Below are 25,840 nucleotides of genomic sequence, written 5' to 3' on the forward strand. Positions count from 1 at the left end.
CGCCTGTTTCAGCAACCGCCGGGCCTCGACCAGGAAGCTCTTCCCCGCCGGGGTCAGCCGCACCGACCGGCTGGTGCGCTCGAACAAAGCGACGTCGAGGATGCGCTCCAGGATCTGCACCTGCCGGCTGAGGGGCGGCTGGGTCATGTTCAGCCGGGCGGCGGCGCGGCCGAAATGCAGCTCCTCGGCGACGGCGACGAAGCAGCGCAGTTGGTTGAGGTCGAACATCGGTGGGCGTCCCGCGTCAGTCATGGCCGGATACTGCCCCGTCTGCCGCGTCAGTCCCACACCGCCAGCATCTCCTTCTGCACATAGTCCAGATGCGCGGCCATCGCCGACCGGGCCCGGTCGGGGTCGCCGGCGGCGATCGCGGTGGCGATGCCGTCATGGTCGGCCATGATCCGGTCCAAGAGGGCCGGCTGGCGCGACAGGTGCAGATGGAAGGCGGCGCTCAGCCCCTCCTCGCGGCCGCGCCACAGGGTCAGGGCGATCTCGCGCAGCGCCTGGTTGCCGCAATGCTCGGCGATCAGCAGGTGCAGGGCGCGGTCCGATTCCTGCGACCATTCCCGCCGCGCCGTCTGGCCGCGCATGGCGGCGACGATGCCGGCCAGCTCGGTCCGGCCCTCTGCGGTGATGTGCCGGGCCGCCAGCGCCGCCAGCTCCGGCTCCACCAGCGCCCTTGCCTGCATGATCTCCAGCGCCGAATGGTCGGCCTCGGGCAAAGCGCTGCCGGGTTTGGCCGCGGCGCGGACGAAGGCGCCGACCCCGACCTTGACCTCGACCAGCCCCGCCACCTCCAGCGCGATCAGCGCCTCGCGCACGGTCGGGCGGCTGACGCCCAGCTCCTGCGCCAGGTCGCGCTCGGACGGCAGCTGCTGCCCCGGCTTGAACTCGCCCGACTCGATCAGCGCCGTGATCTGCTCGGCGATCTGGATGTAGAGCTTGCGATTGACGACCGCTTGAAGGGGCATCCTGCCCTGCCGCTTGAAGGTCCACCTTTGGTCCGGCCGGCACCCAAAGAATCTTGGTCTAAATCCCATTTGAACTGGCCTGACCACTTGACAGCCTAGCCGTTCCCACGCCCTAATGCCAGGGCCTGCCGCCGAAAACGGCAGGGAAAGCCGCCGGAGAGCGGTCATGGAACGTCGCCCGGCGCCGCCGTCATGGCGCGCCGTCCTGGGACGGAGACATCCTTGAAAATCGACCGGATCAGCGTCCTCGACATCCGTTTCCCGACCGCGAAAGCGCTGGACGGGTCGGACGCCATGAATCCCGACCCCGACTATTCCGCCGCCTATGTGATCCTGTCGACCGATGGCGATCTGGAAGGCCATGGCCTGACCTTCACCATCGGCCGCGGCAACGACATCGTCTGCGCCGCGATCGAGGCGCTGAAGCCGGCGGTGCTGGGCCGCGACCTGGCGGACTTCACCCGCGACATGGGCGCCACCTACCGCCACCTCACCGGCGACAGCCAGCTGCGCTGGCTCGGGCCGGAGAAGGGGGTGATGCAGCTCGCCACCGCGGCGATGCTGAACGCGATCTGGGACCTCTGGGCCAAGGCCGAGGGCAAGCCGCTGTGGCGCCTGCTGGCCGACATGACGCCCGAGGAGACGGTGCGCTGCATCGATTTCCGCTACATTACCGACGCGCTGACGCCGGCCGAGGCGGTGGAGCTGCTGCGTAAGCAGGAGGCCGGCAAGGCGGCGCGGATCGAGCAACTGCTGGCCGAGGGCTATCCCGCCTACACCACCAGCGCCGGCTGGCTCGGCTACAGCGACGACAAGATCCGCCGCCTGGTGCGCGAGGCGCTGGCCCAGGGCTTCAAGGCCTTCAAGATCAAGGTCGGCGCCGACCGCGATGCCGATTTGGCCCGCGCCGCGCTGGTCCGCGCCGAGATCGGCGACGACCTGACCTTCATGGTCGATGCCAACCAGGTCTGGGATGTCGGCCAGGCGATCGAATGGTCGGTCGCGTTCTTGCCCTTCAAGCCGCTGTGGGTGGAGGAGCCGACCAGCCCCGACGACATCCTCGGCCACGCCCAGATCGACCGGGTGCTGCGGCGCTACGGCACTCGCGTGGCGACCGGCGAGCATGTCCACAACCGGGTGATGTTCAAGCAGTACCTGCAGGCGACGGCCATGGGTTTCTGCCAGATCGACGCGGCCCGGGTCGGCGGCGTCAACGAGAACCTGGCGATCATCCTGATGGCGGCCAAGTTCGGCGTGCCGGTCTGCCCCCATGCCGGCGGCGTCGGCCTGTGCGAATACGTGCAGCATCTGTCGATGTGGGACTTCATCTCGGTCAGCGGCAGCAAGGAGCGCCGCTTCATCGAATATGTCGACCATCTGCACGAGCATTTCGTCGACCCGGTGCGGATCGAGAACGGCTGCTACGCCGTGCCGACCGCGCCCGGCTATTCCATCGCCATGAAGCCCGCCTCGCTCCAGGCCCATCGCTTCCCCGACGGCAGTGCCTGGCGCGACGACCAGGAGACCCGCCCATGAGCGCAACCTTCCTGCCGGAGGAGAAGAAGGCCTGGTTCGTCCAGGACCGTTTCGGCATGTTCATCCATTGGGGCCTGTACGCCCTGCCGGCCCGGCATGAATGGGTGAAGAGCCGGGAGGAGATCGGCGACGAGGCCTACCAGGCTTATTTCGAGCATTTCGACCCCGACCTCTACGACCCGCGCGACTGGGCCGCTCGGGCCCGCAAGGCCGGCATGAAATACGTGGTGCTGACCGCCAAGCACCATGAGGGCTTCTGCCTGTGGGACAGCCAGGTCACCGACTACAAGGCGACCAACACCCCCGGCGGCCGCGACCTGATCAGGCCCTTCGTCGAGGCGTTCCGGGCCGAGGGGCTGAAGGTCGGCTTCTACTATTCGCTGATCGACTGGCATCACCCGGACTTCCCGATCGACGTGCACCACCCACAGCGCAACCACCCGGAGGCGGCGGCGCTGAACGAAGGGCGGGACATGCGCCGCTACGCCGCCTATATGCGCGACCAGGTGCGCGAGCTGCTGACCGGCTACGGCAAGATCGACGTGCTGTGGTTCGACTTCTCCTACCCGGACCGGCCGTACAAGGGCCTGCCGGGCAAGGGCCACAAGGACTGGGAGAGCGAGCAGCTGCTGGCGCTGGTGCGCGAGCTGCAGCCGGACGTGCTGGTCAACAACCGGCTCGACCTGCTCGACGTGCTGGGCGTGCCGCCCGACATCACCACGCCGGAGCAGTTCCTGCCGCGCCAGGCGCCGCGGGTGCTGGACCGGGCGGTGACCTGGGAATCCTGCCACACCTTCAGCGGCTCCTGGGGCTATCACCGCGACGAGACCAGCTGGAAGAGCCCGGAGCAGCTGATCCAGCTGCTGGTCGACAACGTCGCCATGGGCGGCAACCTGCTGATGAATGTCGGCCCGACCGGCCGCGGCACCTTCGACGACCGCGCCAAGGCGGCGCTCGACGCCTATGGCAACTGGCTGGAGCTGCATGGCCGCAGCATCACTGGCTGCGGCCCGGCGGGGGCGGAGATTGCGGTGCCGCGCGACTGCCGGCTGACCCGCAACGGCAACCGGCTCTATGTCCATCTGTTCGCCTGGCCGTTCCGGCACCTGCATCTCGACGGGCTCGGCGGCAAGGTCGCCTATGCCCAGCTGCTGCACGACGCCAGCGAGGTGAAGCGGCTGGAGCCGACCAACCCGGCGCTGGGCGGCAACACCCATGTGCCGCTGACCGCCGGCACCCTGACGCTGGAGCTGCCGGTGCGCCGCCCGGACGTGACGGTTCCGGTGGTCGAGCTGTTCCTGAAGGACGGCTGAGCCGGATCAACCATCAAGCGCCCGCCCGGCAGAAGGCGGCCGCAACAGGAGGACGAACGCCATGAAGACGCTGACGACCATTCTGACGGTGGCCGCCGCCGCCGTGTCGCTGTCCGCCATTCCGGCCCGGGCCGAGCCGGTGACCCTGACCTGGCAGATGTGGGCCGGCACCGATGCCGAGATCGCCGCCTGGAAACATGTCGCCGGGCTGGTCAACGCCCAGTATCCGGACATCAAGGTCGAGCTGCAGACGGCGCCCTGGCGCGACTACTGGACCAAGCTGCCGACGCTGGCGGCGTCGAACACGCTGCCCGACATCGTCAGCATCCAGTCGCTGCGCCTGTCCAACTTCACCACCCTGTTCGAGCCGCTGGACGAGTATGTGAAGCAGGGCTTCGACCTCGGCCAGTTCGACAAATCGATCCTCGAAGGCCTCAGCTATGACGGCCATCTCTACGCGTTGCCCTACGATTTCGGGCCCTGGATCGTCTATTACAACCGCGACCTGTTCGCGAAATACCAGGTCGAGCCGCCCAAGGTCGGCTGGACCCGGGACGACTTCCTGGCCGCGGCCAAGGCGCTGACCCAGGACGGCAATTTCGGCTTCGCCGTCACCGCCAGCGACTGGATGGAGTTCGCCCTGTCCGACGGGGCGAAGCACCTGACTGAGGACGGCGCGCTGAACTTCGCCGACGAGGCGCTGCAGGCCGCCTTCCAGTCCTATGTCGACCTGGTGACGAAGGAGAAGGTGGCGCCGGTGATCGCCGCCAGCGGCCAGATGTCCAGCGACATCGCCCGCGGCCGCTTCCTGGCCGGCAACGTCGCCATGTACGTCACCGGGCCGTGGGAGGTGATCAACATCCGCAAATCCTCCAACTTCCCGGTGGGGATGGCGCCGCTGCCCGCCGGCAAGGCCGGCAGCGTCACCTTCACCGCCGGCTCCGGCTTCGGCATCAACAAGACCGGCCCGCACAAGGATTTGGCGTGGAAGGCGATCCAGGCGCTGACCGGGCCGGAGGCGGAGCAGTACCTGGCGTCTCAGGGCCGCGCCTTCCCGGCCCGGATCGCGCAGCAAAGCCAGTGGTACGAGGTGGCGGCCCAGGGCGTGACCGGCGCGCGCGAGACCATCGAAGCCGCGCTGAAGACCGCCCAGCCCTACCGCACCACGCCCAACTGGAACACGGTGTCGGAGCTGCTGGAGCAGTATGCGCCGCTGGCCTTCAGCGGGTCGCAGAGCGGCGCCGAGGTGCTGAACACCGTGCAGAGCCTGGCCGCCGAATGACCGTGCAGGCCCAGGATCTCGGGGTGCAGGGGACGGCGGCTCTCCAGGCCCGGAGGCGCCGCCGCGCCTTCCGGGCGGAGGGGCGGGCCGCCTTCTGGTTCCTGCTGCCCAGCCTGCTCGGCTTCCTCGCCTTCCTGCTGTTCCCGCTGGTGGCGTCGCTGGCGCTCAGCTTCACCAACTGGCAGCTGCTGAGCCAGCCGAAATTCGTCGGCCTGGCCAACTACACCCGGCTGTTCACCGTCGATCCCAGCTTCTGGCGGGTGGTGGTCAACACCGCCTTCTACACCGTCGAATACCTGGTGCTGAACATCGTACTGGCGGTCGGCATGGCGGTCTGGATCTCCAGCCTGCGCTGGGGCAAGCGCTTCTTCCGGCTGATCTTCTTCCTGCCGACCTTCACCCCGATGATCGGCGTGTCGGTGGTCTGGGTGCTGATCTTCACCCCGGGCGGGCTGATGGACTGGGTCGTCCAGTCGCTCGGCCTGCCGGTGCCGAACTTCCTGGTCGACCCGGCCTGGGCGATGCAGGCGATCGTCATCGTCTCGCTGTGGTCGGGCTTCGGCTACAACCTGCTGCTGTTCGGGGCGGCGCTGGAATCGATTCCGCAGACCTATCTCGACGCCGCCCAGATCGACGGCGCCACCGCCTGGCAGCGCTTCTGGCGGATCAAGCTGCCGCTGATCTCGCCGACCCTGTTCTTCGGCACGGTGATGACCGCGATCACCGCGCTGCAGGTGTTCGACCAGGTCTATTCCATGACCCGCGGCGGGCCCGGCGTCGCCACCGCGACGCTCGGCTTCTTCATCTACCAGAACGGTTTCACCACCTACCGGATGGGCTACGCCTCCTCGATCGCCTGGGTGATGTTCGTCATCATCATGGTGTTGACGGCGCTTCAGTTCCGGCTGCAGCGGAAATGGGTGCATTATGACGACTAGGCGCAAGGCGGCCGGCGCCGTCACCGCCGGCACGCTGGTCTCGCAGGGGGCGATGGCGCTGGTGGCGCTGGCCTTCCTGTTCCCGTTCTTCTGGATGCTGACCAACGCCATCCGGCCGAACGGCGAGGTGATGGCGGTGCCGCCGCGCCTGCTGCCCAGCGACTGGCAGTGGGGCAACTTCCTCGACGCCTGGGTGTACCTGCCCTTCGGCCGCTTCTTCCTGAACAGCGCGCTGGTCGCCGGCGCCGTCACCGTGATCGTGCTGACCGTCTCCAGCCTCGCCGCCTACGCCTTCGCCCGGCTGCGCTTCACCGGCCGCGACACGCTGTTCCTGACCTATCTGTCGACGCTGATGATCCCGCAGGCGGTGCTGGTGATCCCGCTGTTCCTGCTGATCAGCAGGCTCGACTGGGTCAACACCTTCCAGGCGCTGATCCTGCCGGTGGCCTTCAGCTCCTTCGGCACCTTCATGCTGCGCCAGTTCTTCAAGACCATCCCGCGCGAGCTGGAGGAGGCGGCCTTGTGCGACGGCGCCTCGCGGCTGCGCATCCTGGTCAGCATCATCCTGCCGATGTCGCTGCCGGTGCTGAGCCTGCTGGCGCTGTTCACCTTCACGGCGCAGTGGAACAGCTTCCTGTGGCCGCTGATCATCGTGAACGGGACGGAGCACGCCACCATCCCGCTCGGCCTCACCATGTTCCAGACCCAGCAGGGCACGCAGTGGAACTACCTGATGGCCGGCGCCGCGATCTCGATGATCCCGGGCCTGTGCCTGACCATCCTGCTGCAACGCTACATCTTCAGCGGCATCGCCATGAATTCGGGGTTCGGCGGGCGGTGACGGGTGATTTTTAAAAGGGGATTTAGAGAAACAACCATATTGCTAAATCCCATCTAGAGTCGCAGTATCGATCAAACCAAACGACAAGGCGGGGAAGGGACCGACCATGGACATGCATGTTCCGGCGCAGGCCGAGGCGCCGCGTCTCCTCACCGATGCGCAGATCCGGCAGTTCCTGGCGAACGGCTATCTGGTGCTGCAGACGGCGCTGCCGAAGTCGTTCCACGACCAGGTCTTCCAGCGCTTCGACGACCTGATCGGCGCCGACCGGCACGAGAACCCGGGCAACAACCTCCTGCCGCTGGTGCCGGAGATCAACGCCGTGTTCGAGGACCCGGTGGTGAGGGGCGCGCTGACCAGCGTGCTGGGGCCGGACTACATCATGCACCCGCACCGGGCGCTGCATAAGAACCCGCCCGGCTCGCCGATCCAGAACTGGCACAAGGACAGCTACTGGGGCTACATGCGCCGGGTGCGGAACCACCGGCCGCGCTGGGTCATGATCATGTACTACCCGCAGGACACGCCGGCCGAGCTGGGGCCGACCGGGGTGGTGCCGGGCAGCCACCTGCTCGCCGCCGGGATCCAGGACCCGGATGCGCTGGAGCGCAACGGCTCCGGCCCCGCAGGCTCGGTGCTGATGATCCACTACGACATCTGGCACCGGAAGATGAAGAACCTGACCGCCGACAAGCGGTTCATGATGAAGTTCGAGTTCATCCGCATGGCGCCGGTCGCAGCCCCGGCCTGGCCGCATCGCGATCCGGCCTGGCGGGCGCCGGAGCAGGCCCCGTCCTTCGCCATGGAGGCGGCCTGGAAGGCGCATTGGCGCTGGCTGACCGACGGCACCGCGTCCGGCGGCGCGGCCGATCCCGACGCCCTGCGCGCGGCGCTGGCCGGCGCGCCGGCGGAAGCTGCCGCTGCGATGTCGACGATCTCAGATCTCGGCTCCTCGGCTGCGGCGCTGGTGCCGGCGCTGCTGCCGCATCTCGACGGCGACGACGAGGCGCTGCAGCTCGACGCCGCCTATGCCCTGGGCGCGATCGGCGCGGCGGCGCTGCCGGCGTTGCTGCAGCGGGTCGAGGCCGACACCCGCCGCGACCCGGAGGACGGCTCGAACAAGAGCGATTCCGGCCGCCTGACGCCGAAGGACTGCATCGCCCTGTCGTCCATCTACGGCCTGGTCGAGATCGGGGCGCCGGCGGTGCCGGAGCTGCTGCGCCTGCTGCAAAACGGCGCTGGCCGGTCGCGCAAATTCGCCGCCTTCGCCCTCGGCGAGATCGCCGGCACCGGGTCGGAGGTGCGCGACGCGCTGATCGCCGCCGCCGGCGATTCCGACCCTCATCTCCGCATCGCCGCGGTCGAGGCGCTGGGGCTGAAGCCGGCCGACGACGCGGTCGTCACCGCCCTGGCCGGCGCCCTGGACGACGCGGACGCGGAGGTGCGGTTCGACGCGGTGCTCGGCCTGGCGCGGATGGGCCGGGCGGCCGCCGCGGCGGTGCCGGCGCTGGGCCGGGTGCTGACCGACGATCCGAACCGCTATGTCCGCGGCTATGCGGTCGAGGCGCTGTCCCGCATCGGGGATGACGCCGCATACCGGGTGCTGCTACCGTATCTGCGGCTCTCGCGCTGGTGTCCGATGACGACCTCGGCGAGCATTTTCTGACCTCTTGCACGGCGCGGCATTGGCGGATCGGCGGCACTCCCCCACCAGCGGACCTTCTGCCCAGGATCCGGAGGCGCTGGCCGCGCTGCTGGAAAGCACCCTGTCCGGCGCGTCCGGCCGCTCGCTGGCGGGCGGCGCGGTGCGCCAGACGGTGCAGGCGCTGGGCCGCGCCATCGTTTCCGGCCGCTATGCCGCCGACCGGCCGCTGCCGACCGAGACCGAGCTGGCCGCCGAATACGCGGTCGGCCGCAACGCCATGCGCGAGGCGATCAAGGTCCTGGCCGGCAAGGGGCTGATCCGCACCGCCCGGCGCTACGGCTCGCGCATCCGGCCGCGCGAGGAATGGTCGATCCTCGACCCCGACGTGCTGGCCTGGCTGCTGCGCGAGCCGGACGGCATCGGCCGCTTCCTGGTCGAGATCTCCGAGCTGCGCGAGATCGTCGAGCCGCAGGCGGCGGAGCTGGCGGCCCTGCGCGCCACGGATGCGGAGGCGGAGGCGATCGTCGCCCTGGCCGCGCGGCTGGCGGTCGAGACCATGCCGCAGGTGCTGGACACCGACGTGGCCTTCCACCTGGCAGTGCTGAACGCCTCGCACAACCGGCTGCTCTCCGGCTTCGCCCGGCCGCTCGACGTGCTGCTGCGGGTGCAGTTTCTGGTCTCGGCGCATGGCATCGCGGCGGAATATGCCTACAGCCCCTCGGCCGACTATCATATGGGCATCGCCGAGGGCATCCGCGGCCGCGACCCGCAGAAGGCGCGGGACGCGGTGATGGCGATGCTGACCCGCAACCGCGGCATCGCCGAGAAGGTGGCCGCGCCGGGCTGAGACGGGGAAGGCGAGATGGCGCGCGATCCGGGGCTGGAGGAGCTGGTGCGGGAGGCGCTGGGAGCCGAGCCCGGCCTGGACGAGAAGCGGATGTTCGGCGGCCTGGCCTGGCTGCTGCATGGCAACCTGCTGTGCGGCGCCCGGGTCGACAGCATGCTGGTCCGCCTCGGCAAGGGCAATGACGGCTGGGCGCTGGCGCAGCCGGGCATTGCGCCGATGATCATGCAGGGCCGGCACATGCCGGGCTGGGTCCGGGCCGGTGCCGCGGCCTATGGCGACGACGCGCTGCGCCGGCGGCTGCTCGACGCCGCGCTCGCCTTCGTCCGTTCGCTGCCGCCGAAATAGCTACGCCGCCAGCGTGCCCAGCGCGAAGTCGGCGCGGCTTCCTCCTCTATTTGACATGTGCAGCACATGCGCCCATGTTTCTCACATGACCGCGATGATCCAGATCCGCAACGTGCCGGATGTGCTGCACCGCCAGCTCAAGTCGCGCGCTGCGCTGGCTGGCATGTCGCTCTCCGACTATCTGCTCCAGGAAATGCGCCGGTTGGCCGAGCGGCCGACGCTCGACGAACTGCGGACGCGTCTGGCACAGCGACCGGCGGTGGCACCGTCCGAGACGCCGGCGCAGGCGGTGCGGGCCGAGCGCGACCGACGATGATCGTCCGATGATCGTCCGATGATCGTCGTCGACGCTTCGGCCCTGCTCGAAGTGCTCCTTCGTACGCCTGCGGCCGGGGCCGTGGAGGCGCGGCTGTTCGCCTCCGGCGTCACGCTGCATGTGCCGCACCTGCTGGACGTCGAGGTCGCGCAGGTGATCCGTCGCTTTGCGGCGAAGGGCGAGATCGACGATGCGCGTGGCCGTGCCGCCCTTGCCGATCTGGCGGATTTCCCTCTGCACCGCTATCCGCACGATATTCTGCTGCCGCGCATCTGGGACCTGCGGGCCAATGTCACGGCCTATGACGCCGCCTACATCGCCCTGGCCGAGGCGCTCGATGCCCCGCTGCTGACCCGCGACCAGCGCCTCGCCGCCGCGCCCGGGCACAAGGCGCGGGTCGAGGTGGTGTGAACCAGCGAATGCGACGGTCGTTCAGCCTTCCCGGGTGAGCGCCATGATGTCGTCCGTGCTCATCGCCACGTCGCCGCGTCCTTGCAGATGGGAGGCGACCCGGCCGCGGCCATACTGCCTCGGCGAGCAGCCCATCACGCGCTTGAACGCCGTGCTGAAGGCGCTTTCGGATTCGTAGCCGAGCGACAGGGCGATGGCGGAGACGGGGTCGCCGGAATTCGCCAGCCTGTCCGCGGCCAGCAGCATGCGCCAGCGCGTCAGATACTCCATCGGGGCCTCGCCGACGGTCTCCTTGAACCGCAGGGCGAAGCTCGATCGCGACATGCCGGCCCGCGCCGCCAATTCCTGCAGCGTCCAGCGCTGCGCCGGGTCGTCGTGCATGGCGGTGATCGCCGTGCCGATCCGCCGGTCCGCCAGGGCGAACAGCCAGCCGACGCCGGCTTTCGGCCCTTCCGCCAGATGCAGCCGCAGGGCCTGGATCAGCATCGTATAGGCCAGGTGCTGCGCCACCAGGAAACCGCCCGGCTGCCGCTCGCGCAGCTCCTGCCCCATGCGCTCCATGCACCAGCGCAGCGCCGCGCGGTCCGGCTCCGACCGGATATGGACGATCGGCGGCAGCGCCCGCAGCAGCACGCGGGCGTGGCTGCCGTCGAGCAAGAAATGACCGCCGACGACGGAGAAGTCGCCGCCGCCGCCGACCAGGGCGATGCCGCCGCTGCGTGGGCTGGGGAAGATCGTCATCGCGTCGACCGGCGCCAAAGCCAGGTCGCTGGCCAGCCGGAAGGGCTGCCCCCAGGGCAGCAGGAAGCAATCCCCCGTCCGCAGGCGCACCGGGTCGGCGTCGACACCCTCCATCGCCAGCCAGCATTGGCCGGACCCGATGGTGTAGCACTTGATCCCGTCGTGCCGGGGGAAGCGGATCGACCAGTCTCCGCCGGCCTCAAAGCCGCCGAAGCGATAGCTGCGGGGCTTCAGCAAGGACAGCACGTCTGACAGCGGATCCATGGGCTATCCTGGACGATTGCGAAGATAAGACGGACTTCGCAGCATAGATCGTATTTTCCGGGACTCCTATCGTGCGGTCATTCTGCAGAGGTGATCCCAGACAAGGGCAATATCGATGACAGCATTCACCATCAACGGGCGGGCGGTGGATGTTGCCGCCGAGCCCGACACGCCACTGCTATGGGTGATCCGGGAGCATCTGAAGCTCACCGGCACCAAATTCGGCTGCGGCATCGCGCAATGCGGCGCGTGCACCGTCCACATCGACGGCGCGCCGGCGCGCTCCTGCATCACCCAGCTTCAGGACGTGGCGGGCAGAGGGGTGACCACCATCGAAGGCCTCTCGCCGGATGCCGGCCATCCGCTGCAGAAGGCCTGGATCGCCGAGCAGGTGCCGCAATGCGGCTATTGCCAGTCCGGTCAGATCATGCAGGCGGCGGCGCTGCTCAAGGACAATCCCAGCCCGACCCGCGACCAGATCATCGAGCATATGGACGGCAACATCTGCCGCTGCGGCACCTATGTGCGGATCATCAGCGCCATTCAGCGCGCTGCGCGGGAGGCCTGAGCCATGGCGTTGCAGCTTCGTGCCGATGCGCTGTCGCGGCGCAGCTTTCTCGTTACCGTCGGCGGCGTCGGCATCGCCGTCACCTTCGGCGGCTTGTCCCAGGAGGCTTGGGGCGCTGCGTCGGCCGAGGGCGACTATCGCCCGAATGCCTGGGTGACCATCGCCGGCGACGGCACGGTGACCATCATGTCGCCCGCCTCCGAGATGGGGCAGGGTATCATGACGACTCTGCCGCTGCTGATCGCCGAGGACATGGACGCCGATTGGGACAAGGTCCGCATCGTCCAGGCTCCGTCCGACGCAGCGACCTACGGCAATCCGGGCTTCTACGGCATCCAGCTCACCGGCGGCAGCGAATCCACGCGGGGCTACTACGAGATGCTGCGCCTGATCGGCGCCCAGACCCGCAAGATCATCCTGGCGAGCGCCGCCGGGATGCTGAACGTCCCGGCGGACGAGCTGACGACCGAGCCCAACCGGGTCGTGCACGCGCCATCGGGCGGTTCGCTCGGCTATGGCGAGATCGCAGAGGCCGGCGCGCTTCCCGATCCGCTGCCGCAGGCGACCATCGCCGATCTGAAGCCGCGCGAGCAATGGCGCTATATCGGCAATCCGAGAATGACCCGCATCGACATTCCCTCGAAGGTCGACGGCACCGCGACGTACGGGATGGATGTGCAACGCCCGGACATGCTGTACGGAGCGGTCCTGCGGGCACCCGTTCAGGGCGAGCGGCCGGAAGCGATCGACGACGCCGCGGCCCAGGCCGTGCCGGGCATCCTGCGCATCGTTCCACTGCCCTACGGCGTCGGCATCATCGGCGAGACGGTCGAAGCGACGAGGCGGGCCAAGGACCTGCTCGACGTGACCTGGAGCACGTCGTCGCGGGTCCGCCGCTACACCAGCGATCGGCTGCTGGAGCAATACCGCAGCGTCGGCCGCGACCTCGCCCGGACAGGCGTCACCGCTCACGCGGAAGGGGATGTCCAGGCCGCGATCTCGGGGGCCGCGACGGTCATCGAGGCCGACTACATGAGCGACCACGTCTGCCACGCGACGATGGAGCCGATGAACGCCACGGCGCTCGTGACCGGCGACAGGGTGGAAATCTGGGCACCGACACAGGGCCCGACGGGCACCCAGGGCTTTGCCGCGGAGGTGGCCGGCACCACCCCCGACAAGGTCAAGGTGAACACGACCCTGCTCGGCGGCGGCTTCGGCCGCAAGGCGGAGGCAGACTTCATCGTCGACGCAGTGTCGCTGGCCAAGGCGGTGGAAGGCCGCCCGGTCAAGGTGATCTGGAGCCGCGAAGACGACGTTCGGCACGACAAGTACCGGCCGCTCGCGGCGCAGCACCTGCAGGTCGGGCTCGATGCCGATGGGGCCATCGTCGGCTGGCGGCATCGCATCGTGGCGGATTCGATTTTCGCCCGGACCTTGCCTCGGCTGTTCGAAAGCGAAGGCGGCCACGACGACGTCGTGACCGAGGGCGCGCAGTTCAACTACGCCGTCCCGGGACATCAGATCGAGTACATCCGCCAGGACAATGGGCTGGATGTCGGCTTCTGGTTCGCGGTCGGCGTCGGCTACACCAGATTTGCCATCGAATGCGTCGTCGACGAGATCGCGGCGGCCAGGGACGCCGATCCCCTGGCGTTGCGGCTGGAGTTGCTGAGGGACCAGCCGCGGGCGCGCAGGGTCATCGAGACCGTCGCGCAGATGGCGGAGTGGGATCGCCCTCGCGACGGGCGGGCGCTGGGCCTCGCCTATTCCGACGCGTTCGGCTCGCATTGCGCCCAGATCGCCGAGGTGTCGCTGAACCGGCAGAGCGGCGAGATCCGGGTGCACACGGTGTGGTGCGCGGTCGATCCGGGGGTGGCCGTCCAGCCGCGCAACATCGAAGCCATGATGATCGTCGGCATCACCAACGGTGCCAGCCACGCGCTGTTCGAACAGATCAACATCGTCAATGGCGAGGTACAGGAATCGAACTTCGACACCTATCGGGTGATGCGGATGTCCGAGGCGCCTGACATCAAGGTCGCCGTCATTCCGACGCCCGAGGCTCCGATCGGCGGCATCGGCCAGGCCGGCCTGCCGCCGATCGGTCCCGCGATCGCCAATGCGGTGGCCCGGCTTACCGGCGGCGTGCGGCTCCGGCACTATCCGTTCCTGCCGCAGCGGGTGCTGCAGGCGCTCAACGCCTGACTTGAAAGGTGGTTGTCGCTTCGGACGACCGGCCGGCCTATTTCGAGGCCTGACCTACGGCGCTCGGCCCTTGCTCCGCAGCCAGTCCTCGTATTCCGGCCGCGCGGCGTCGCTCAGCGGGTAGTAGCGCCGCAGGTCGCCGCCCTCGGACAGCCGCTCGCGCGAGAACTCCTCCCATTCGTGGTGCTTCGCCGACTGCTCGATCACCTCCGGCGCCAGCGCCACCGGCACCACCACGGCGCCGTCGTCATCGGCGACGATGATGTCGCCCGGCATCACCAGCACGCCGCCGCAGGCGATCGGGATGTTGACGCCGAACGGCATCAGGTCGGTCTGGGTGTGGAAGTTCGGGGTGACGCCGCGCAGCCAGAAGCCGAGGTCGAGCCGCCCGGTGTTGGGATAGTCGCGGATGCAGCCGTCGATCACCACGCCCAGGCCGCCGCGGCCCTTGAAGTAGGTCAGCATCATGTCGCCGAAGACACCGCTCTTCATGTCGCCGCGGGCGTCGACGACGACGATGTCGCCCTTCTGGGCGTGATACAACACGTGCCGGTGCAGCTGCTTCTCCGGCTCGGCGTATTCGTCCTCGCCGTACAGGTCCTCGCGCTTCGGCATGAACTGCAGCGTCAGCGCCGGGCCGGCGATCGCCTTGCCCTTGGTCCAGGCCACCGGGCCGCCGATATGGGTGTTGCGGATGCCCATATGGGCCAGGGTGCTGCTCGCCGTGGCGGCGCCGATCACCTGCAGCGCCGCGCACCATTCCGCCGGCGGCCGCTTGATGTCGCTGGTCTCGATCATTCTCGGTTCGTCCTTCGCTGGTCCGTCGGCGGCGATCAGGGTTCGTCGCCGAAGTATTTGGTGCCGGGCTGCAGATGCGCCCGCGCCACGTCCTCGTTCAGGGTCAGGCCATGGCCCGGCCGGTCGTTCAGGTGGATGAAGCCGTCGACGATCGGCGGGCCGCCATCGACCATGTCGCTCCACCATTCGACGTCATGGGCGTGGAACTCCATCACCAGGAAGTTGTTCATGGCGGCGCAGACATGGGCGCCGGCCACGGTGCCGATCGGGCTGGCCACGTTGTGCGGCGCGATCGGGATGTAATAGAGGTCGGCGTGGTCGGCGACCTTCTTGGCCTCGGCCAGGCCGCCCATCTTCGGGATGTCCGGGGCGATGATCCGCGCCGCCTGCTTCTCGATCAACTCGCGGTAGCCGTGCTTGCGGTACAGGTTCTCGCCGGTGCAGATCGGCGTCCGGGTCGAATGGGTGACGTGGCGCTGCGCCTCGATGTTCTCCGGCGGCACCGGGTCCTCCAGCCACAGCAGGTCGAACGGCTCCAGCGCCTGGGCCAGCTTGATGGCGTCGTTCACCCCGAACTTCCAATGCGCGTCCATCGCCACCATGATCTCGGGCCCCACCGCCTCGCGCACGGCGCGGACGACATCGACCATCCAGGCCATCTCGCGCGACCCGATGGTGCGGTTGAACGGCTCGTACCACTGCCGGCGCGGATTGGGATCGTCGGAGATGTCGATGGTGTGGGGGTTGCGGGTGTCGAGGTCGAACTTAATGGCGCTGAAGCCGTCCGCCACCACCTCGCGCGCCTTGGCGGCGTAGGAGGACGGCTCCGGCGTGTCGCCGGCATGGCAGTCGGCATAGATCCGGATCTTGTCGCGGAAGCGGCCGCCGAAGAAGGTCGAGATCGGGGTCTGCAGCGCCCGGCCCAGCAGGTCCCACAGCGCGATCTCGATGCCGCTGATCGCGGTCACGGTGGCGCCGGCCTGCGACCCCTCGCCGGACAGGCAGCGGATCAGGATCTCGACGATCTTGCCGATATTGACCGGGTCCTCGCCGATGATGACGGGCTTGGCCTTGTGCACCAGCTCGGCCACCCCGGCGCCCCAATAGGCCTCGCCCAGGCCGGTGATGCCGGCATCGGTCTCCACCTTGACCAGCACCCAGGGGAAGTTCCCCGCGATGACGGCGGTCCGCAGATTGGTGATCTTCACGGAATCGTCCTTCCCTTCGAGACCCGGCCCGCTTGGCGGGGCCGATGATTTGTCAGGCGGCCGGCAGCGCCCGTCCGGTCTTGCCGTCGAACAGGTGCAGCTTCTGCTGGTCGAATTCGAGCCAGACTGGCTGGTCGATCCCCAGCTTGACGTCGGGCGTGACGCTGACCACCAGCGGGGCCGAGCCGAGATGGACATGGGCGTAGGTGATGTCGCCGGTCGGCTCGACCGTGTAGACCCGGCCGGCGACCGCCCCCGGCACCGCCTCGCGGTGCAGCCGGATGGTGCTGTGCCGGGCGCCGAGCACGATCTCGCCATCGGTCGCCGCATGGGCCTTGCGGGCATTGGCGTCGGACAGGGCATAGCGCCAGCCGTCCGGGCTCTCGATCTCGGCGCCGGTGCCGGTGCCGGCGACGCGGGCCCGCACCAGGTTCATCGCCGGGCTGCCGACGAAGCCGGCGACGAAGGTGTTGACCGGGTGCTCGAACACCTGCTCCGGCGTGTCGTATTGCTGCAGCACGCCGCCGTTCATCACCGCCATCTTGTCGGCCATGGTGACGGCTTCCATCTGGTCGTGGGTGACGTAGATCACCGTCGCCTTCAGGTCCTGGTGGAAGCGCTTCAGCTCCGCCCGCATCTGGGTGCGCAGCTTGGCGTCCAGGTTCGACAGCGGCTCGTCCATCAGGAACACGCGCGGGTCGCGCACCAGGGCCCGGCCCAGCGCCACGCGCTGCTGCTGCCCGCCCGACAACTCGCGCGGCCGCCGCTCCAGCAGATGCTCGATGTCCAGCAGCTTGGCGGCGGCCCGGACCTTGGTCTCGATCTCGGCGGCCGGCAGCTTCCGCATCTTCAGCGGGAAGGCCAGGTTCTTGAAGATCGTCTTGTTCGGGTACAGGGCGTAGTTCTGGAACACCATGGCGATGTCCCGGTCCTTGGGGTCCAGGTCGTTGACCAGCCGGTCGCCGATCTGGATGTCGCCGTCGCTCAGCTCGATCAGCCCGGCCACCAGGTTCAGCGTCGTCGTCTTGCCGCAGCCGGACGGGCCGACCAGGGCCACGAACTCGCCGTCGCCGACCGTCAGCGAGACATGGTCGACGACGGTCAGGTCGCCGTACCGCTTGACCACGTCCCGCAGCACCACCTCCGCCATGAATTCCCCTTCTCGTCAGGACTTGACCGCGCCCTCGGTCAGGGCGCGGACGAAGTATTTCTGCAGGACCAGGAACAGCACGACGACCGGCACGCTCATGATGAACGACGCCGCCATCAGCCCCGGCCAGTTGGTCGCGTATTCGGTGAAGAAGCGTTCCAGCCCGACCGGCAAGGTCAGCTTGCTCTTGTCGTTGATGAAGGTCAGGGCATAGACATATTCGTTCCACGCCAGGACGAAGGAATAGATCGCGGTGGCGATGATGCCGGGCGAGGACAGCGGCATGACCACGTACAGGAAGGCCTGGAACCGTGTGGCGCCGTCGATCCGCGCCGCCTGTTCCAGCTGTGGCGGGATGTTGTCGTAGAAGCCCTTCAGCAGCCAGATCGACAGCGGCAGGCCGAAGGTCAGGTAGGTCAGGATCAGCGACCAGGACGTGTTCACCAGCCCCAGCCACTTCATCATGATGAACAGCGGCATCAGGAAGACCACGGCCGGGAACATGTTCCGGACCAGCACCGCGTAGAACAGCAGCTTGCGGCCGGGGAAGCGGAAGCGCGAGAAGGCGTAGGCCGCCGGCACCGCGATGACGACGCCCAGCACGGTGGTCGCGGTCGAGACCATGATGCTGTTCAGCAGGTAGTGCAGGAACTCCTGCCCGACCTCGTTGGCGGGGGACAGCAGCCGCGTGTATTGCTCCAGCGTCGGCTCCGACGGGATCCATTCCGGCGGGTACTGCAGGGCGGCGAACTGCGTCTTCACCGAGGTCAGCAGCATCCAGGCCATCGGCAGCACGGTGAAGATGCCGAGCAGGACCAGGTAGACGATGCGGGCCACGCCCCAGGGGCCGGCCTTGCCGCGCCGGCGCTTCGGGGCGGGCCGCGGCTCCAGGGCGACGGCGCTCATTCCGGCCTCCGTTCGCCCTGGGTCAGCGCCCGGACGTAGAAGTAGCCCAGCCCCATCATCACCACGAACAGGATCACCGAATAGGCCGAGGCGAGGCCGAAGCGGATGCGGCCGAAGGCCAGCTGGTAGATCTGGGTGATCCAGATGTCGGACGACCCGGCCGGGCCGCCGCCGGTCATGATCCAGGGGATGGTGAAGCCGTTCAGGTTGGTGACCAGCAGCAGCAGCACGGTCACCAGCGTCACCCCCTTCAGATGCGGCATGGTGATGTGCCAGAAGCGCTGCCAGGGGCCGGCGCCGTCGACCCTGGCGGCGCGGTGCAACTCGTCCGGCACGGTCTGCAGCCCGGCCAGCAGCATGATCATGGCGAAGGGAAACTCCTTCCAGACATTGACCACGATCAGCGACGGCAGCGAGGTGTGGACGTTGTCCAGGAAGTTGATCGGCGTCTCGGTGATGCCGAAGGCCACCGACAGCGCCCCGATCACGCCGAAATCGCTGTGGTACAGCCAGCGCCAGACATAGGAGGCGGCGACCGCGCTGATCACATAGGGGATCAGGAACAGGCCGCGCAGCATGCCGCGGCCGATGAAGGCGTTGTTCAGCGACAGCGCGGCGCCGAGCCCGAGGATGAAGGCGAAAAAGGTCGAGAACACCGTCCAGATCAGGGTGTTGATGGTGACTTCGCGGAAGCTGTCGCTGCCCAGTATGCGGCTGTAGTTGTCGAGGCCGACATAGGTCTTGTCGGCCATCGCCAGGCTGGGCGGGGTGTTGAAGAAGGACAGGTAGACGGTGTCGTAGATCGGGTAGCCGATCACCAGCAGCATCACCGCGAAGGCCGGCAGGATGTAGAGATAGTCGGCCCAGTGGCGGGCGATGCGTCGCATCAGGCCGGGGCGGCGGCGGGGCGCCGCCCGCGCCCGGGGCGCATCGTCCTGCGCGGCAGCCATGGTCACGCCCGAACTCTCCTTTGCGGGGGGAAAGGACCGGCCGGCGCCTCAGGCACCGGCCGGGTGCGGGACGGGGCCTAGAGGCCCGACAGCAGCTCGTTGATCTTCTTGGCGGCGTCGTCGGCCGCTTCGGCCACGGTCATCTTCCCGGTCAGCGCGTTCTGCATCATGTCCGGGACGATGATGTTCATGATCTCCGCCGATTCCGGGATCACCGGGAACGGGATCCCGCTCGGCAGCATCGAGGTGGTGACGTTCAGGAACTTGATCTCGTCCAGCCGCTGCTTCATCCACTTGGTGCGGAAGCCGCGGGTGTTGCCGGGGTTGGAGGCGACCCAGGCCACCTTGGTCGACCATTCCGGCCCGGTGGCGAAGGCGATGAAGGCGCGGGCGGCGTCCATGTCCAGCCCGCCATCGACCACATCCGGGTTGAAGATATGGTCGTTGGAGCCGCCGAACACCACGGCACGGCGCGCCGGCCCCTTCGGGATCAGCCCGTAGCGCATGTTCGCCACCACCGCGTCGGCCACCGCCTTGTCGGCCCCGGTCGCCTTCTTGGCGCGGTCGAGCATGGTCGCGTATTCCGCCGGATGGCTGATCATCATCGCCAGCTGGCCTGAGATGAACGGGTCCTGGTTCTCGGTCTGGGTGTTGGTCAGGGCCGAGGTCGGCACCGACTTGTCCCGCACATACATGTCGTAGGAGGCCTGCAGCGCGGCCCTGGAGCCGTCATTGTTGATGTAGACGGTCTTGTAGGTCGGGCTGGCCTCTGCCTCGTCCAGCGCGCCGCCGCCATAGGCCCAGAGCTGCGGCATGAAGCGGAACGGCGTGTTGCCGGCATTGGGGCGGGCCACCAGGCCGTAGCCGTTCTTGCCGGTCTTGTCCTTGATCTGCTTGGAATAGGCGATCAGGTCGTCCCAGGTCGCGGGCGGCGTCTCGGGGTCGAGGCCGGCGTCCTTGAAGATCGCGGCGTTCCAGATCAGCGCCATGGTCTCGTTGTTGGTCGGCACCCCGTAGGTCTTGCCCTGCCAGGTCACCGACTTCATCGCGCCGGGCCAGAAATCGGCGGTGCGGTGGCCGACCAGCTCGGGCGACAGCTCGCTCAACTGGCCCTTGGCCGCGAACTCCACGCCCCACAGGATCGGCAGCTTCGCCACCATCGGCGCGGCGTTGCCGAGCGCCGCGGCGCGCAGCTTGTTCAGCATCTGGTTGTAGTCGAGGTTCTGCTTCTGGACCGTGATGTTCGGGTAGGTCTTGGCGAAGGCCTCCCAGAACTGGGCGTCGACCTCGTGGTCGATCCGGGGCGACGCCTCGTTCGGCCCGACCCACCAGTAGGTCAGCTTGCCCTTGTAATCCAGCGGCACCACCTTGGCGCATTCCGTCGCGGTGTCGACCTCGATCGTGCCGGCGATGCTGTTGATGTAGTCCGGCGTCCAGTTGGCGATGTCGATGCCCGTGTCCTGCGCCAGGGCGCGGAGCGGGCCGAGCCCGGCGGCCAGCGCCCCGGCCCCGGCGGCATAGCCGAGGAAACGCCGGCGGTCGACGGCATGGGGAAAGAGGTCACCAGCATGAGGCTTGGTCATGAACGGTCCTCCCAATGGCCTCGCTTGTCGTCTGCGAGTTCAAGGCTAGCCTAGGCTTCGGGGGCAAAACGCGTCAAGGACGCCGCGCAACAAGTTGCGGTTTTTGTTATGTTGTTAGCCGAAGATAGTCCTCGGCCGGCCGCTCAGTCGAAGAACGCCTTGTCCTCGTCGGACAGATATTGGCGGGCGCGCTCGGGGTTGATCTCGACGCCCATGCCGGGCCGGTCCCAGACCTCGATCAGCCCGTTGCGGACGATTGGATTCGGCAGGCCGTCGACGATGTCGTACCACCAGGCCGGGTTGCCGCTGGGGTACTCGAAGGCGATGAAGTTGTTCGGCAGCGTGGCCGAGACCTGGACCAGCGCGGCCAGGCCCAAGAGGCCGTTGCCGGTGCCGTGCGGTGCCATCAGGATGCCGTGCAGATTGGCGTATTCGGCGATCCATTTCAGCTCGGCGATACCGCCGACATCGCAGGGGTCGGGGCCGACCACATTGACCGCGTGGCCCTCGATCAGCGCCTTGAAGTTCTGGCGCAGATAGATCTGCTCGCCGGTGTGGATCGGGGTCGAGGTGGCGCGGGTGACCTCGCGATACACATCGGCGTTGACATAGGGCACGTAGTCGCCGGTGAGCAGGTCCTCGAGCCAGAGCAGGTTGTACTCCTCGACCGCGCGGGCGAAGCGGATCGCGTCGGGCACGGTCCAGCCCGGCCCGCAGTCCAGCGCCAGCGCCACCTTGTCGCCCAGCACCTCCTTCATCGCCGCGACGCAGGCGACCATGTGCTTCAGACCGCGCTCGGTGATCAGCCCGGAATCGAGCGAGCCGTGGAACACGCTCTGCCCCGGCGTGCCGTAGTAGAAGTCCGGCACTTCCCGCTTCATCGGGCTGTGGAAGCCGATGCCCTGCTTGATCATGGTGAAGCCTTCGGGCAGGGCCATCTGCCGCTTGGCGTCCGCGGCGTAGTGCTCGGGCTCGTAGCCGGCCATCGGCACGCGCAGCGAGCCGTTGTAGACCCGCACATGGTCGCGCACCTTGCCGCCCAGCAGCTTGTGCACCGGCAGGCCCGCCGCCTTGCCGGCGACGTCCCACAGCGCCATCTCGATGGCGCTGACCGCGGCCCCCCAGGGCTTGAAGGCGCCGCGCTGGCGGATCCGCATCATGGTCTGCTCGACCAGTGTCGGGTCGGCGCCGATCAGGGCGTCGCGGAAATGCAGGATGTGCGGCTTCAGATACGGCTTGTAGGATTCGACCTCGCCATAGCCGCTGATGCCCTGGTCGGTGACGATGCGCACGATCGGGTTCTTGCCGATCACGGCGCATTTCAGATCGACGATCTTCATGGTCCTGGGCGTCCCGCTCGGTGGGGGACGGGCGCTGCCGCCCACCCGGTGTTTCCTCTCCGCTGCCCTTTTTATGTCCGATCTAGGCAGTCGATGGCCGAGCCTAACACAGGCAAGAGGCATTGCAACTTGTTAGGTGGAGAAAAATTCCGGGCGCTGCTGCGGGCCTCCAGCCCAGCCCTACTTCGCCGCCTTCGCCCGCTTCAGCACCGGCGCCAGCCAGGCCGTCGGCGCGGCCGGGGCGGTCGAGCCCCGGGTGACGATCTCGGCCACCAGCGCCAGGCGCACCGGCGGCCGGGCGGCGGCCTCGGCGTCGCCCAGCCGGTCGGCGATGCAGCGCACCATGGCGGCGCCGATCTCGACCTGCGGCGTCCGCACCGTGGTCAGCCGCGGCGACACCTGCGAGGCGGCGGCGAAGTCGTTGAACCCGACCACCGAGATGTCCTCGGGCACACGGATGCCCAGGCGCAGCAGGTCCGAGATCACGTTCACGGCGATGCCGTCATGGGCGCAGAACAGCGCCGTCGGCGCGCCGCCACGGCGCAGATAGGTCAGAAAGGCATCGCGGAACCCCTCCGTTTCGTCGAAGACGATGTCGTCGGCGGTGGCGCCCGGCACCTCCAGCATGCCGTCGCGGAAGCCGCGGTAGCGCTCGGCCCGGCCGAGCGGCAGGGTGCTGCCATGGACGAAGGCCGTGGCCCGGTGGCCGAGGCCGAGCAGCAGCCGGGCCACGCCCACCCCGGCCTCCCAGTCGGCGCCGACCACCTGGTCGATCCGCTCCATCGCGCCGACATAGGTGGCGCAGACCACCGGCAGCCCGGTGCGCGCGGCCGGGCCGGAAACCTCATGCGGCCGCGGCACCGCCAGGATCAGCCCGGCCACGGCGCTGTCCAGCGGGCCGCCCTCGGCCAGGTGCCGGGCCTGGCGCGGCACGATCGAGAAGCCCAGCCGCTCGCCCTCGCGCTCGGCGCCGTGCAGCATGTTCAGCCACAGCTCGCTCGACACCGGGTCGATCTCCTGCCGGATGAACAGGATCTGGCCGTTGGCCGCCGGCAGCTCCTGGCTGCGGCGATAGCCCAGGCTGTGGGCGGCGCGCAGCACCCGGTTGCGGGTGGCCTCGCCGACGCCGGACTTGCCGGACAGGGCGCGGGACACCGAGAACTTCGAGATCCCGAGCCGGTCGGCGATGTCCTGGATGGTGACGCGGCCTGAACTCATGCGGTGTTGCGCTCCTGTTTGGGCCGCACCTTCTGCCGCAGCGCTGGTTCCGGCGTCAACATCATCACATGCAACGGGTCCGGCTTGCGCAACTTGTTTGGTGATGATAGCAAATTACCTAACGAACAGCAAACTGCAGGGTGGACGCCATGACCACAGGACGCCTGGATGACGCTGCCATGGGCAGGGTCGAGACTGCCGCGTCGACCCATTCCCGGCCGAGCGAGCTCAGGATCACCGATCTGCGGGTCGCGGTGGTGGTCGGCAGCGGCTACCACCCGATCATCCGCATCGACACCAACCAGGGCATCTCCGGCCTCGGCGAGGTGCGCGACGGCGGCCATGCCGAATACGCCCTGCAGTTCAAGCACATGCTGCTGGGACAGAATCCCTGCAATGTCGACATGATCTTCTCGGCCCTGCGCCGCTACGGCAATTGGGGGCGGGAAGGGGGCGGCGTCTCCGGCATCGAGATCGCGTTGTGGGACCTGGTCGGCAAGGCCTATGGCGTGCCCTGCCACCAGTTCCTCGGCGGCAAGCACCGCGACCGGGTGCGGATCTACGGCGACACGCCGGCCCCGGCCCAGCCGACGCCGGAGGGCTATGTCGAGGCGGTGCTGCGGCGCAAGGCGCTGGGCCTGACCTTCATCAAGTTCGACCTGCCGCCGCGCTTCTTCAACGCGGTCGACGGCGCCCTGGTCGGGCAGGCCACGAAGCATGAATACGACCTGGCCAAGGCCTGGCGCGCGCCGGGGGCCGGGCGGGGTGTCAAGCTCAGCCAGAAGGGCATCGCCGCCGCTGTCGACGTGGTCCGCGCCGTGCGCGAGGCGGTGGGCAGCGAGATCTCGCTGTGCATCGACCATTTCGGCGAGGGCTTCATGACCGCCGACGAGGCGATCCGCCTCGGCCAGGCGCTGGAGCCGTTCGACCTCGCCTGGGTCGAGGACCCGCTGCCCTGGCACGATTTCGCCGGCCACAAGAAGGTCGCCGACGCGCTGCTGACCCCGGTCGCGGCGGGCGAGGAGCTGTATCTCTGGGACGGGTTCCGCGAGCCGATCGAGACCCGCGCCTTCGACATCCTGCACCCCGATCTGCTGACCTCGGGCGGCATGCTGGAGACCAAGCGCATCGCCGATTACGGCGAGCGCTTCGGCCTGGCGACCGCGCTGCACGCCTGCTGCACCCCGATCGGGCTGATGGCGAATGTGCATTGCGGCGCCGCGATCTCCGGCCTGGTGGCGGTCGAGCATCACGGGCTGGACATCCCGCATTGGGGCGACCTGGTGACCGGGATCGACCCCGACTACCTCAAGGGCGGCTATATCACCGTGCCGGACACGCCGGGCCTGGGCATCGAGCTGAACGAGGCGGCGGTGGCGGCACAGCTGCGCCATCCCGGCGCCCTGTTCCAGCCGACCGAGGAGTGGAACCGGATCCGCATCGGCTTCGAGCGCCGGTCGCGCGGCTGAGGGCGGGCCTGTCAGGGGGCCGGCGCAGCGCTGCGGGGTGGATCGGCGCATCCCGGAGCCGGGCAAATTCGTCGCGACGGCATCGGCTGATGCCTCCGCGTTTGCAGTTTGGTGCTGCCGCCGCTAGGACCGAATGCCCTCTCAAAAACAGGAAGAAAGTCACTGGACCTGTTCAAAGCGGAATGCTACATCCAGACAGACGTTAACTTTTTGTAATGAGCGGACGCTAAACCTTTCTCTTCAGCCTGTGAGGGTGGGAGTCGATCGTTTGGTTGCATTGCTTCATAGAATTTTGCGAAATCGCCTGAGAGATTTTGTGTAATTGCAATAATAATAAGACAAGTCAGGGCGATCACTCCTCAGAATGTGGGTTTGGTGGAAGGTTGGGATGGCTGCTATCGGACATGTCGGAGCGCTTCCTTGGCTCAAGAGAGTAAATGCCTCGATGTCAGATCAGGATCGGCAGATTCGTAAGACAAAGTGGGCGTGTCGGATCAAGAACGTTTCAGTAGTACTTGGAATCATTGTTTTTGCCGCCGCATGCTGGCTTCCGCTTAGCTACGGATATGAGCAAGCCGGGAGTCCTGATCGCTTGTCTAAGGATCAGTTGATGGCGCGTGAATGCAGCTTGACCGCACAGCAGGTGATTTCTCTTGTCGAAGAGCAGTTATCACAATCATCCACTGACGGTTCACTATGGAGCATCGCTCAGGATCGTTTGGTGCAATCATTAACCGGTTGTCGGACGAATCCAGGAGAAGTGATAACTGTCGCAATGCGAAGTAAATACTTCAGTTATCAAAGATCATCCGATAAAGTCAGGAACTTATTTGTTACAATAATGTTTTCAAAAACGGAACGACCAGATGATTTCAATATTGTATTTAACGTTTGTACGGAAATACTAAATGGTATCCCGATCAAATGTGGCAAAGATCAGATAGTTGGCGTCTCTGTTTTTCACGACATTCACCGTTGGCCTTAGGATTTTA

General features: G+C 67.6%; 25 protein-coding genes. 14 read left to right on the plus strand and 11 right to left on the minus strand.

What is annotated here, in order from left to right:
* On the minus strand, positions 1-228 hold a 228-nt coding region (locus ACTOWL_RS14755), incomplete at its 3' end, for a LysR family transcriptional regulator (RefSeq protein WP_441322000.1).
* A 50-nt stretch (positions 229-278) separates the two neighbouring features.
* Positions 279-971 carry a FadR/GntR family transcriptional regulator gene (locus ACTOWL_RS14760; RefSeq protein WP_441322001.1) on the minus strand — a complete coding sequence of 231 codons (693 nt, stop codon included), beginning with the start codon at positions 969-971 and terminating at the stop codon, positions 279-281.
* Positions 972-1,193: 222 nt separating this feature from the next.
* Between ACTOWL_RS14760 and ACTOWL_RS14765 the strand changes: the two genes are divergently transcribed.
* The 10 genes from ACTOWL_RS14765 to ACTOWL_RS14810 all read left to right on the plus strand — a co-directional run bounded on the left by ACTOWL_RS14765 (position 1,194) and on the right by ACTOWL_RS14810 (position 10,445).
* Positions 1,194-2,507, plus strand: coding sequence for an L-fuconate dehydratase (locus ACTOWL_RS14765; RefSeq protein ID WP_441322002.1), 1,314 nt, complete (start codon positions 1,194-1,196; stop codon positions 2,505-2,507).
* The gene (locus tag ACTOWL_RS14770; protein WP_441322003.1) at positions 2,504-3,820 is read left to right on the plus strand and encodes an alpha-L-fucosidase; all 1,317 of its coding nucleotides are present in this window, start codon (positions 2,504-2,506) and stop codon (positions 3,818-3,820) included. Before ACTOWL_RS14765 ends, ACTOWL_RS14770 begins: the two co-directional genes overlap by 4 nt.
* Before the next feature lie 61 nt (positions 3,821-3,881).
* On the plus strand, positions 3,882-5,102 hold the full coding sequence (locus ACTOWL_RS14775; protein WP_441322004.1) for an ABC transporter substrate-binding protein: 1,221 nt from the start codon (positions 3,882-3,884) through the stop codon (positions 5,100-5,102).
* Entirely contained in the window at positions 5,099-6,040 is a 942-nt protein-coding gene (locus ACTOWL_RS14780; RefSeq protein ID WP_441322005.1) for a carbohydrate ABC transporter permease, read from the plus strand. The genes ACTOWL_RS14775 and ACTOWL_RS14780 overlap by 4 nt, the downstream gene beginning before the upstream one ends.
* A complete protein-coding gene (locus ACTOWL_RS14785) occupies positions 6,030-6,881 on the plus strand; it encodes a carbohydrate ABC transporter permease (RefSeq protein ID WP_441322006.1) in 852 nt (283 codons plus the stop codon). Before ACTOWL_RS14780 ends, ACTOWL_RS14785 begins: the two co-directional genes overlap by 11 nt.
* A 106-nt stretch (positions 6,882-6,987) precedes the next feature.
* On the plus strand, positions 6,988-8,547 hold the full coding sequence (locus tag ACTOWL_RS14790; protein ID WP_441322007.1) for a HEAT repeat domain-containing protein: 1,560 nt from the start codon (positions 6,988-6,990) through the stop codon (positions 8,545-8,547).
* A 19-nt stretch (positions 8,548-8,566) separates the two neighbouring features.
* Positions 8,567-9,373, plus strand: coding sequence for a FadR/GntR family transcriptional regulator (locus tag ACTOWL_RS14795; protein WP_441322008.1), 807 nt, complete (start codon positions 8,567-8,569; stop codon positions 9,371-9,373).
* 15 nt (positions 9,374-9,388) lie between these two features.
* Positions 9,389-9,718, plus strand: a complete 330-nt coding sequence (locus ACTOWL_RS14800; protein ID WP_441322009.1) for a TfoX/Sxy family protein — start codon at positions 9,389-9,391, stop codon at positions 9,716-9,718.
* Positions 9,719-9,803: 85 nt separating this feature from the next.
* On the plus strand, positions 9,804-10,034 hold the full coding sequence (locus ACTOWL_RS14805) for a FitA-like ribbon-helix-helix domain-containing protein (protein WP_441322010.1): 231 nt from the start codon (positions 9,804-9,806) through the stop codon (positions 10,032-10,034).
* Between the two features lie 18 nt (positions 10,035-10,052).
* A complete protein-coding gene (locus ACTOWL_RS14810) occupies positions 10,053-10,445 on the plus strand; it encodes a type II toxin-antitoxin system VapC family toxin (protein ID WP_441322011.1) in 393 nt (130 codons plus the stop codon).
* Between the two features lie 21 nt (positions 10,446-10,466).
* Here ACTOWL_RS14810 and ACTOWL_RS14815 read toward each other — a convergent pair whose 3' ends face one another.
* Positions 10,467-11,450 (minus strand): AraC family transcriptional regulator, encoded by a 984-nt coding sequence (locus ACTOWL_RS14815; protein ID WP_441322012.1) that lies wholly within the window; start codon positions 11,448-11,450, stop codon positions 10,467-10,469.
* Between the two features lie 115 nt (positions 11,451-11,565).
* Here ACTOWL_RS14815 and ACTOWL_RS14820 point away from each other — a divergent pair, with 115 nt between their 5' ends.
* Positions 11,566-12,018 carry a (2Fe-2S)-binding protein gene (locus tag ACTOWL_RS14820; RefSeq protein ID WP_441322013.1) on the plus strand — a complete coding sequence of 151 codons (453 nt, stop codon included), beginning with the start codon at positions 11,566-11,568 and terminating at the stop codon, positions 12,016-12,018.
* Positions 12,019-12,021: 3 nt separating this feature from the next.
* Positions 12,022-14,226 carry a molybdopterin cofactor-binding domain-containing protein gene (locus tag ACTOWL_RS14825; RefSeq protein WP_441322014.1) on the plus strand — a complete coding sequence of 735 codons (2,205 nt, stop codon included), beginning with the start codon at positions 12,022-12,024 and terminating at the stop codon, positions 14,224-14,226.
* Between the two features lie 54 nt (positions 14,227-14,280).
* Here the strand turns inward: ACTOWL_RS14825 and ACTOWL_RS14830 are convergent, their stop codons facing one another.
* The 8 genes from ACTOWL_RS14830 to ACTOWL_RS14865 all read right to left on the minus strand — a co-directional run bounded on the left by ACTOWL_RS14830 (position 14,281) and on the right by ACTOWL_RS14865 (position 23,379).
* Entirely contained in the window at positions 14,281-15,024 is a 744-nt protein-coding gene (locus tag ACTOWL_RS14830) for a ribonuclease activity regulator RraA (RefSeq protein ID WP_441322015.1), read from the minus strand.
* Between the two features lie 35 nt (positions 15,025-15,059).
* Positions 15,060-16,232: a mandelate racemase/muconate lactonizing enzyme family protein gene (locus ACTOWL_RS14835; protein WP_441322016.1), complete on the minus strand. Its 1,173-nt coding sequence runs from the start codon at positions 16,230-16,232 to the stop codon at positions 15,060-15,062.
* 52 nt (positions 16,233-16,284) lie between these two features.
* The gene (locus tag ACTOWL_RS14840; protein ID WP_441322017.1) at positions 16,285-17,382 is read right to left on the minus strand and encodes an ABC transporter ATP-binding protein; all 1,098 of its coding nucleotides are present in this window, start codon (positions 17,380-17,382) and stop codon (positions 16,285-16,287) included.
* A 15-nt stretch (positions 17,383-17,397) separates the two neighbouring features.
* Entirely contained in the window at positions 17,398-18,288 is an 891-nt protein-coding gene (locus ACTOWL_RS14845; protein ID WP_441322018.1) for a carbohydrate ABC transporter permease, read from the minus strand.
* Positions 18,285-19,238 carry a carbohydrate ABC transporter permease gene (locus ACTOWL_RS14850; RefSeq protein ID WP_441322074.1) on the minus strand — a complete coding sequence of 318 codons (954 nt, stop codon included), beginning with the start codon at positions 19,236-19,238 and terminating at the stop codon, positions 18,285-18,287. Before ACTOWL_RS14850 ends, ACTOWL_RS14845 begins: the two co-directional genes overlap by 4 nt.
* A 77-nt stretch (positions 19,239-19,315) precedes the next feature.
* Complete coding sequence (locus ACTOWL_RS14855; protein WP_441322019.1) at positions 19,316-20,821, minus strand: ABC transporter substrate-binding protein; 1,506 nt, start codon at positions 20,819-20,821, stop codon at positions 19,316-19,318.
* A 143-nt stretch (positions 20,822-20,964) separates the two neighbouring features.
* The gene (locus ACTOWL_RS14860) at positions 20,965-22,161 is read right to left on the minus strand and encodes a mandelate racemase/muconate lactonizing enzyme family protein (RefSeq protein ID WP_441322020.1); all 1,197 of its coding nucleotides are present in this window, start codon (positions 22,159-22,161) and stop codon (positions 20,965-20,967) included.
* 180 nt (positions 22,162-22,341) lie between these two features.
* A complete protein-coding gene (locus tag ACTOWL_RS14865) occupies positions 22,342-23,379 on the minus strand; it encodes a LacI family DNA-binding transcriptional regulator (protein ID WP_441322021.1) in 1,038 nt (345 codons plus the stop codon).
* Between the two features lie 149 nt (positions 23,380-23,528).
* Here ACTOWL_RS14865 and ACTOWL_RS14870 point away from each other — a divergent pair, with 149 nt between their 5' ends.
* Both ACTOWL_RS14870 and ACTOWL_RS14875 read left to right on the plus strand, forming a co-directional pair.
* Positions 23,529-24,848: a mandelate racemase/muconate lactonizing enzyme family protein gene (locus ACTOWL_RS14870; RefSeq protein ID WP_441322022.1), complete on the plus strand. Its 1,320-nt coding sequence runs from the start codon at positions 23,529-23,531 to the stop codon at positions 24,846-24,848.
* Between the two features lie 388 nt (positions 24,849-25,236).
* Entirely contained in the window at positions 25,237-25,833 is a 597-nt protein-coding gene (locus ACTOWL_RS14875; protein ID WP_441322023.1) for a hypothetical protein, read from the plus strand.
* Positions 25,834-25,840 lie beyond the last annotated feature (7 nt).

Origin of the sequence: Inquilinus sp. CA228, from assembly GCF_052078665.1 — a bacterium.
Taxonomy (GTDB): domain Bacteria; phylum Pseudomonadota; class Alphaproteobacteria; order DSM-16000; family Inquilinaceae; genus Inquilinus.

Bases quoted from the DNA above. Each gene is read 5' to 3' on its own strand.
- ACTOWL_RS14830 (WP_441322015.1), bottom strand. From the start codon at position 15,024: ATGATCGAGACCAGCGACATCAAGCGGCCGCCGGCGGAATGGTGCGCG.
- ACTOWL_RS14805 (WP_441322010.1), top strand. From the start codon at position 9,804: ATGACCGCGATGATCCAGATCCGCAACGTGCCGGATGTGCTGCACCGC.
- ACTOWL_RS14780 (WP_441322005.1), top strand. From the start codon at position 5,099: ATGACCGTGCAGGCCCAGGATCTCGGGGTGCAGGGGACGGCGGCTCTC.
- ACTOWL_RS14775 (WP_441322004.1), top strand. From the start codon at position 3,882: ATGAAGACGCTGACGACCATTCTGACGGTGGCCGCCGCCGCCGTGTCG.
- ACTOWL_RS14840 (WP_441322017.1), bottom strand. From the start codon at position 17,382: ATGGCGGAGGTGGTGCTGCGGGACGTGGTCAAGCGGTACGGCGACCTG.
- ACTOWL_RS14810 (WP_441322011.1), top strand. From the start codon at position 10,053: ATGATCGTCGTCGACGCTTCGGCCCTGCTCGAAGTGCTCCTTCGTACG.
- ACTOWL_RS14845 (WP_441322018.1), bottom strand. From the start codon at position 18,288: ATGAGCGCCGTCGCCCTGGAGCCGCGGCCCGCCCCGAAGCGCCGGCGC.
- ACTOWL_RS14785 (WP_441322006.1), top strand. From the start codon at position 6,030: ATGACGACTAGGCGCAAGGCGGCCGGCGCCGTCACCGCCGGCACGCTG.
- ACTOWL_RS14815 (WP_441322012.1), bottom strand. From the start codon at position 11,450: ATGGATCCGCTGTCAGACGTGCTGTCCTTGCTGAAGCCCCGCAGCTAT.
- ACTOWL_RS14875 (WP_441322023.1), top strand. From the start codon at position 25,237: ATGGCTGCTATCGGACATGTCGGAGCGCTTCCTTGGCTCAAGAGAGTA.
- ACTOWL_RS14860 (WP_441322020.1), bottom strand. From the start codon at position 22,161: ATGAAGATCGTCGATCTGAAATGCGCCGTGATCGGCAAGAACCCGATC.
- ACTOWL_RS14870 (WP_441322022.1), top strand. From the start codon at position 23,529: ATGACCACAGGACGCCTGGATGACGCTGCCATGGGCAGGGTCGAGACT.
- ACTOWL_RS14760 (WP_441322001.1), bottom strand. From the start codon at position 971: ATGCCCCTTCAAGCGGTCGTCAATCGCAAGCTCTACATCCAGATCGCC.
- ACTOWL_RS14865 (WP_441322021.1), bottom strand. From the start codon at position 23,379: ATGAGTTCAGGCCGCGTCACCATCCAGGACATCGCCGACCGGCTCGGG.
- ACTOWL_RS14790 (WP_441322007.1), top strand. From the start codon at position 6,988: ATGGACATGCATGTTCCGGCGCAGGCCGAGGCGCCGCGTCTCCTCACC.
- ACTOWL_RS14770 (WP_441322003.1), top strand. From the start codon at position 2,504: ATGAGCGCAACCTTCCTGCCGGAGGAGAAGAAGGCCTGGTTCGTCCAG.
- ACTOWL_RS14820 (WP_441322013.1), top strand. From the start codon at position 11,566: ATGACAGCATTCACCATCAACGGGCGGGCGGTGGATGTTGCCGCCGAG.
- ACTOWL_RS14825 (WP_441322014.1), top strand. From the start codon at position 12,022: ATGGCGTTGCAGCTTCGTGCCGATGCGCTGTCGCGGCGCAGCTTTCTC.
- ACTOWL_RS14800 (WP_441322009.1), top strand. From the start codon at position 9,389: ATGGCGCGCGATCCGGGGCTGGAGGAGCTGGTGCGGGAGGCGCTGGGA.
- ACTOWL_RS14850 (WP_441322074.1), bottom strand. From the start codon at position 19,238: ATGGCTGCCGCGCAGGACGATGCGCCCCGGGCGCGGGCGGCGCCCCGC.
- ACTOWL_RS14855 (WP_441322019.1), bottom strand. From the start codon at position 20,821: ATGACCAAGCCTCATGCTGGTGACCTCTTTCCCCATGCCGTCGACCGC.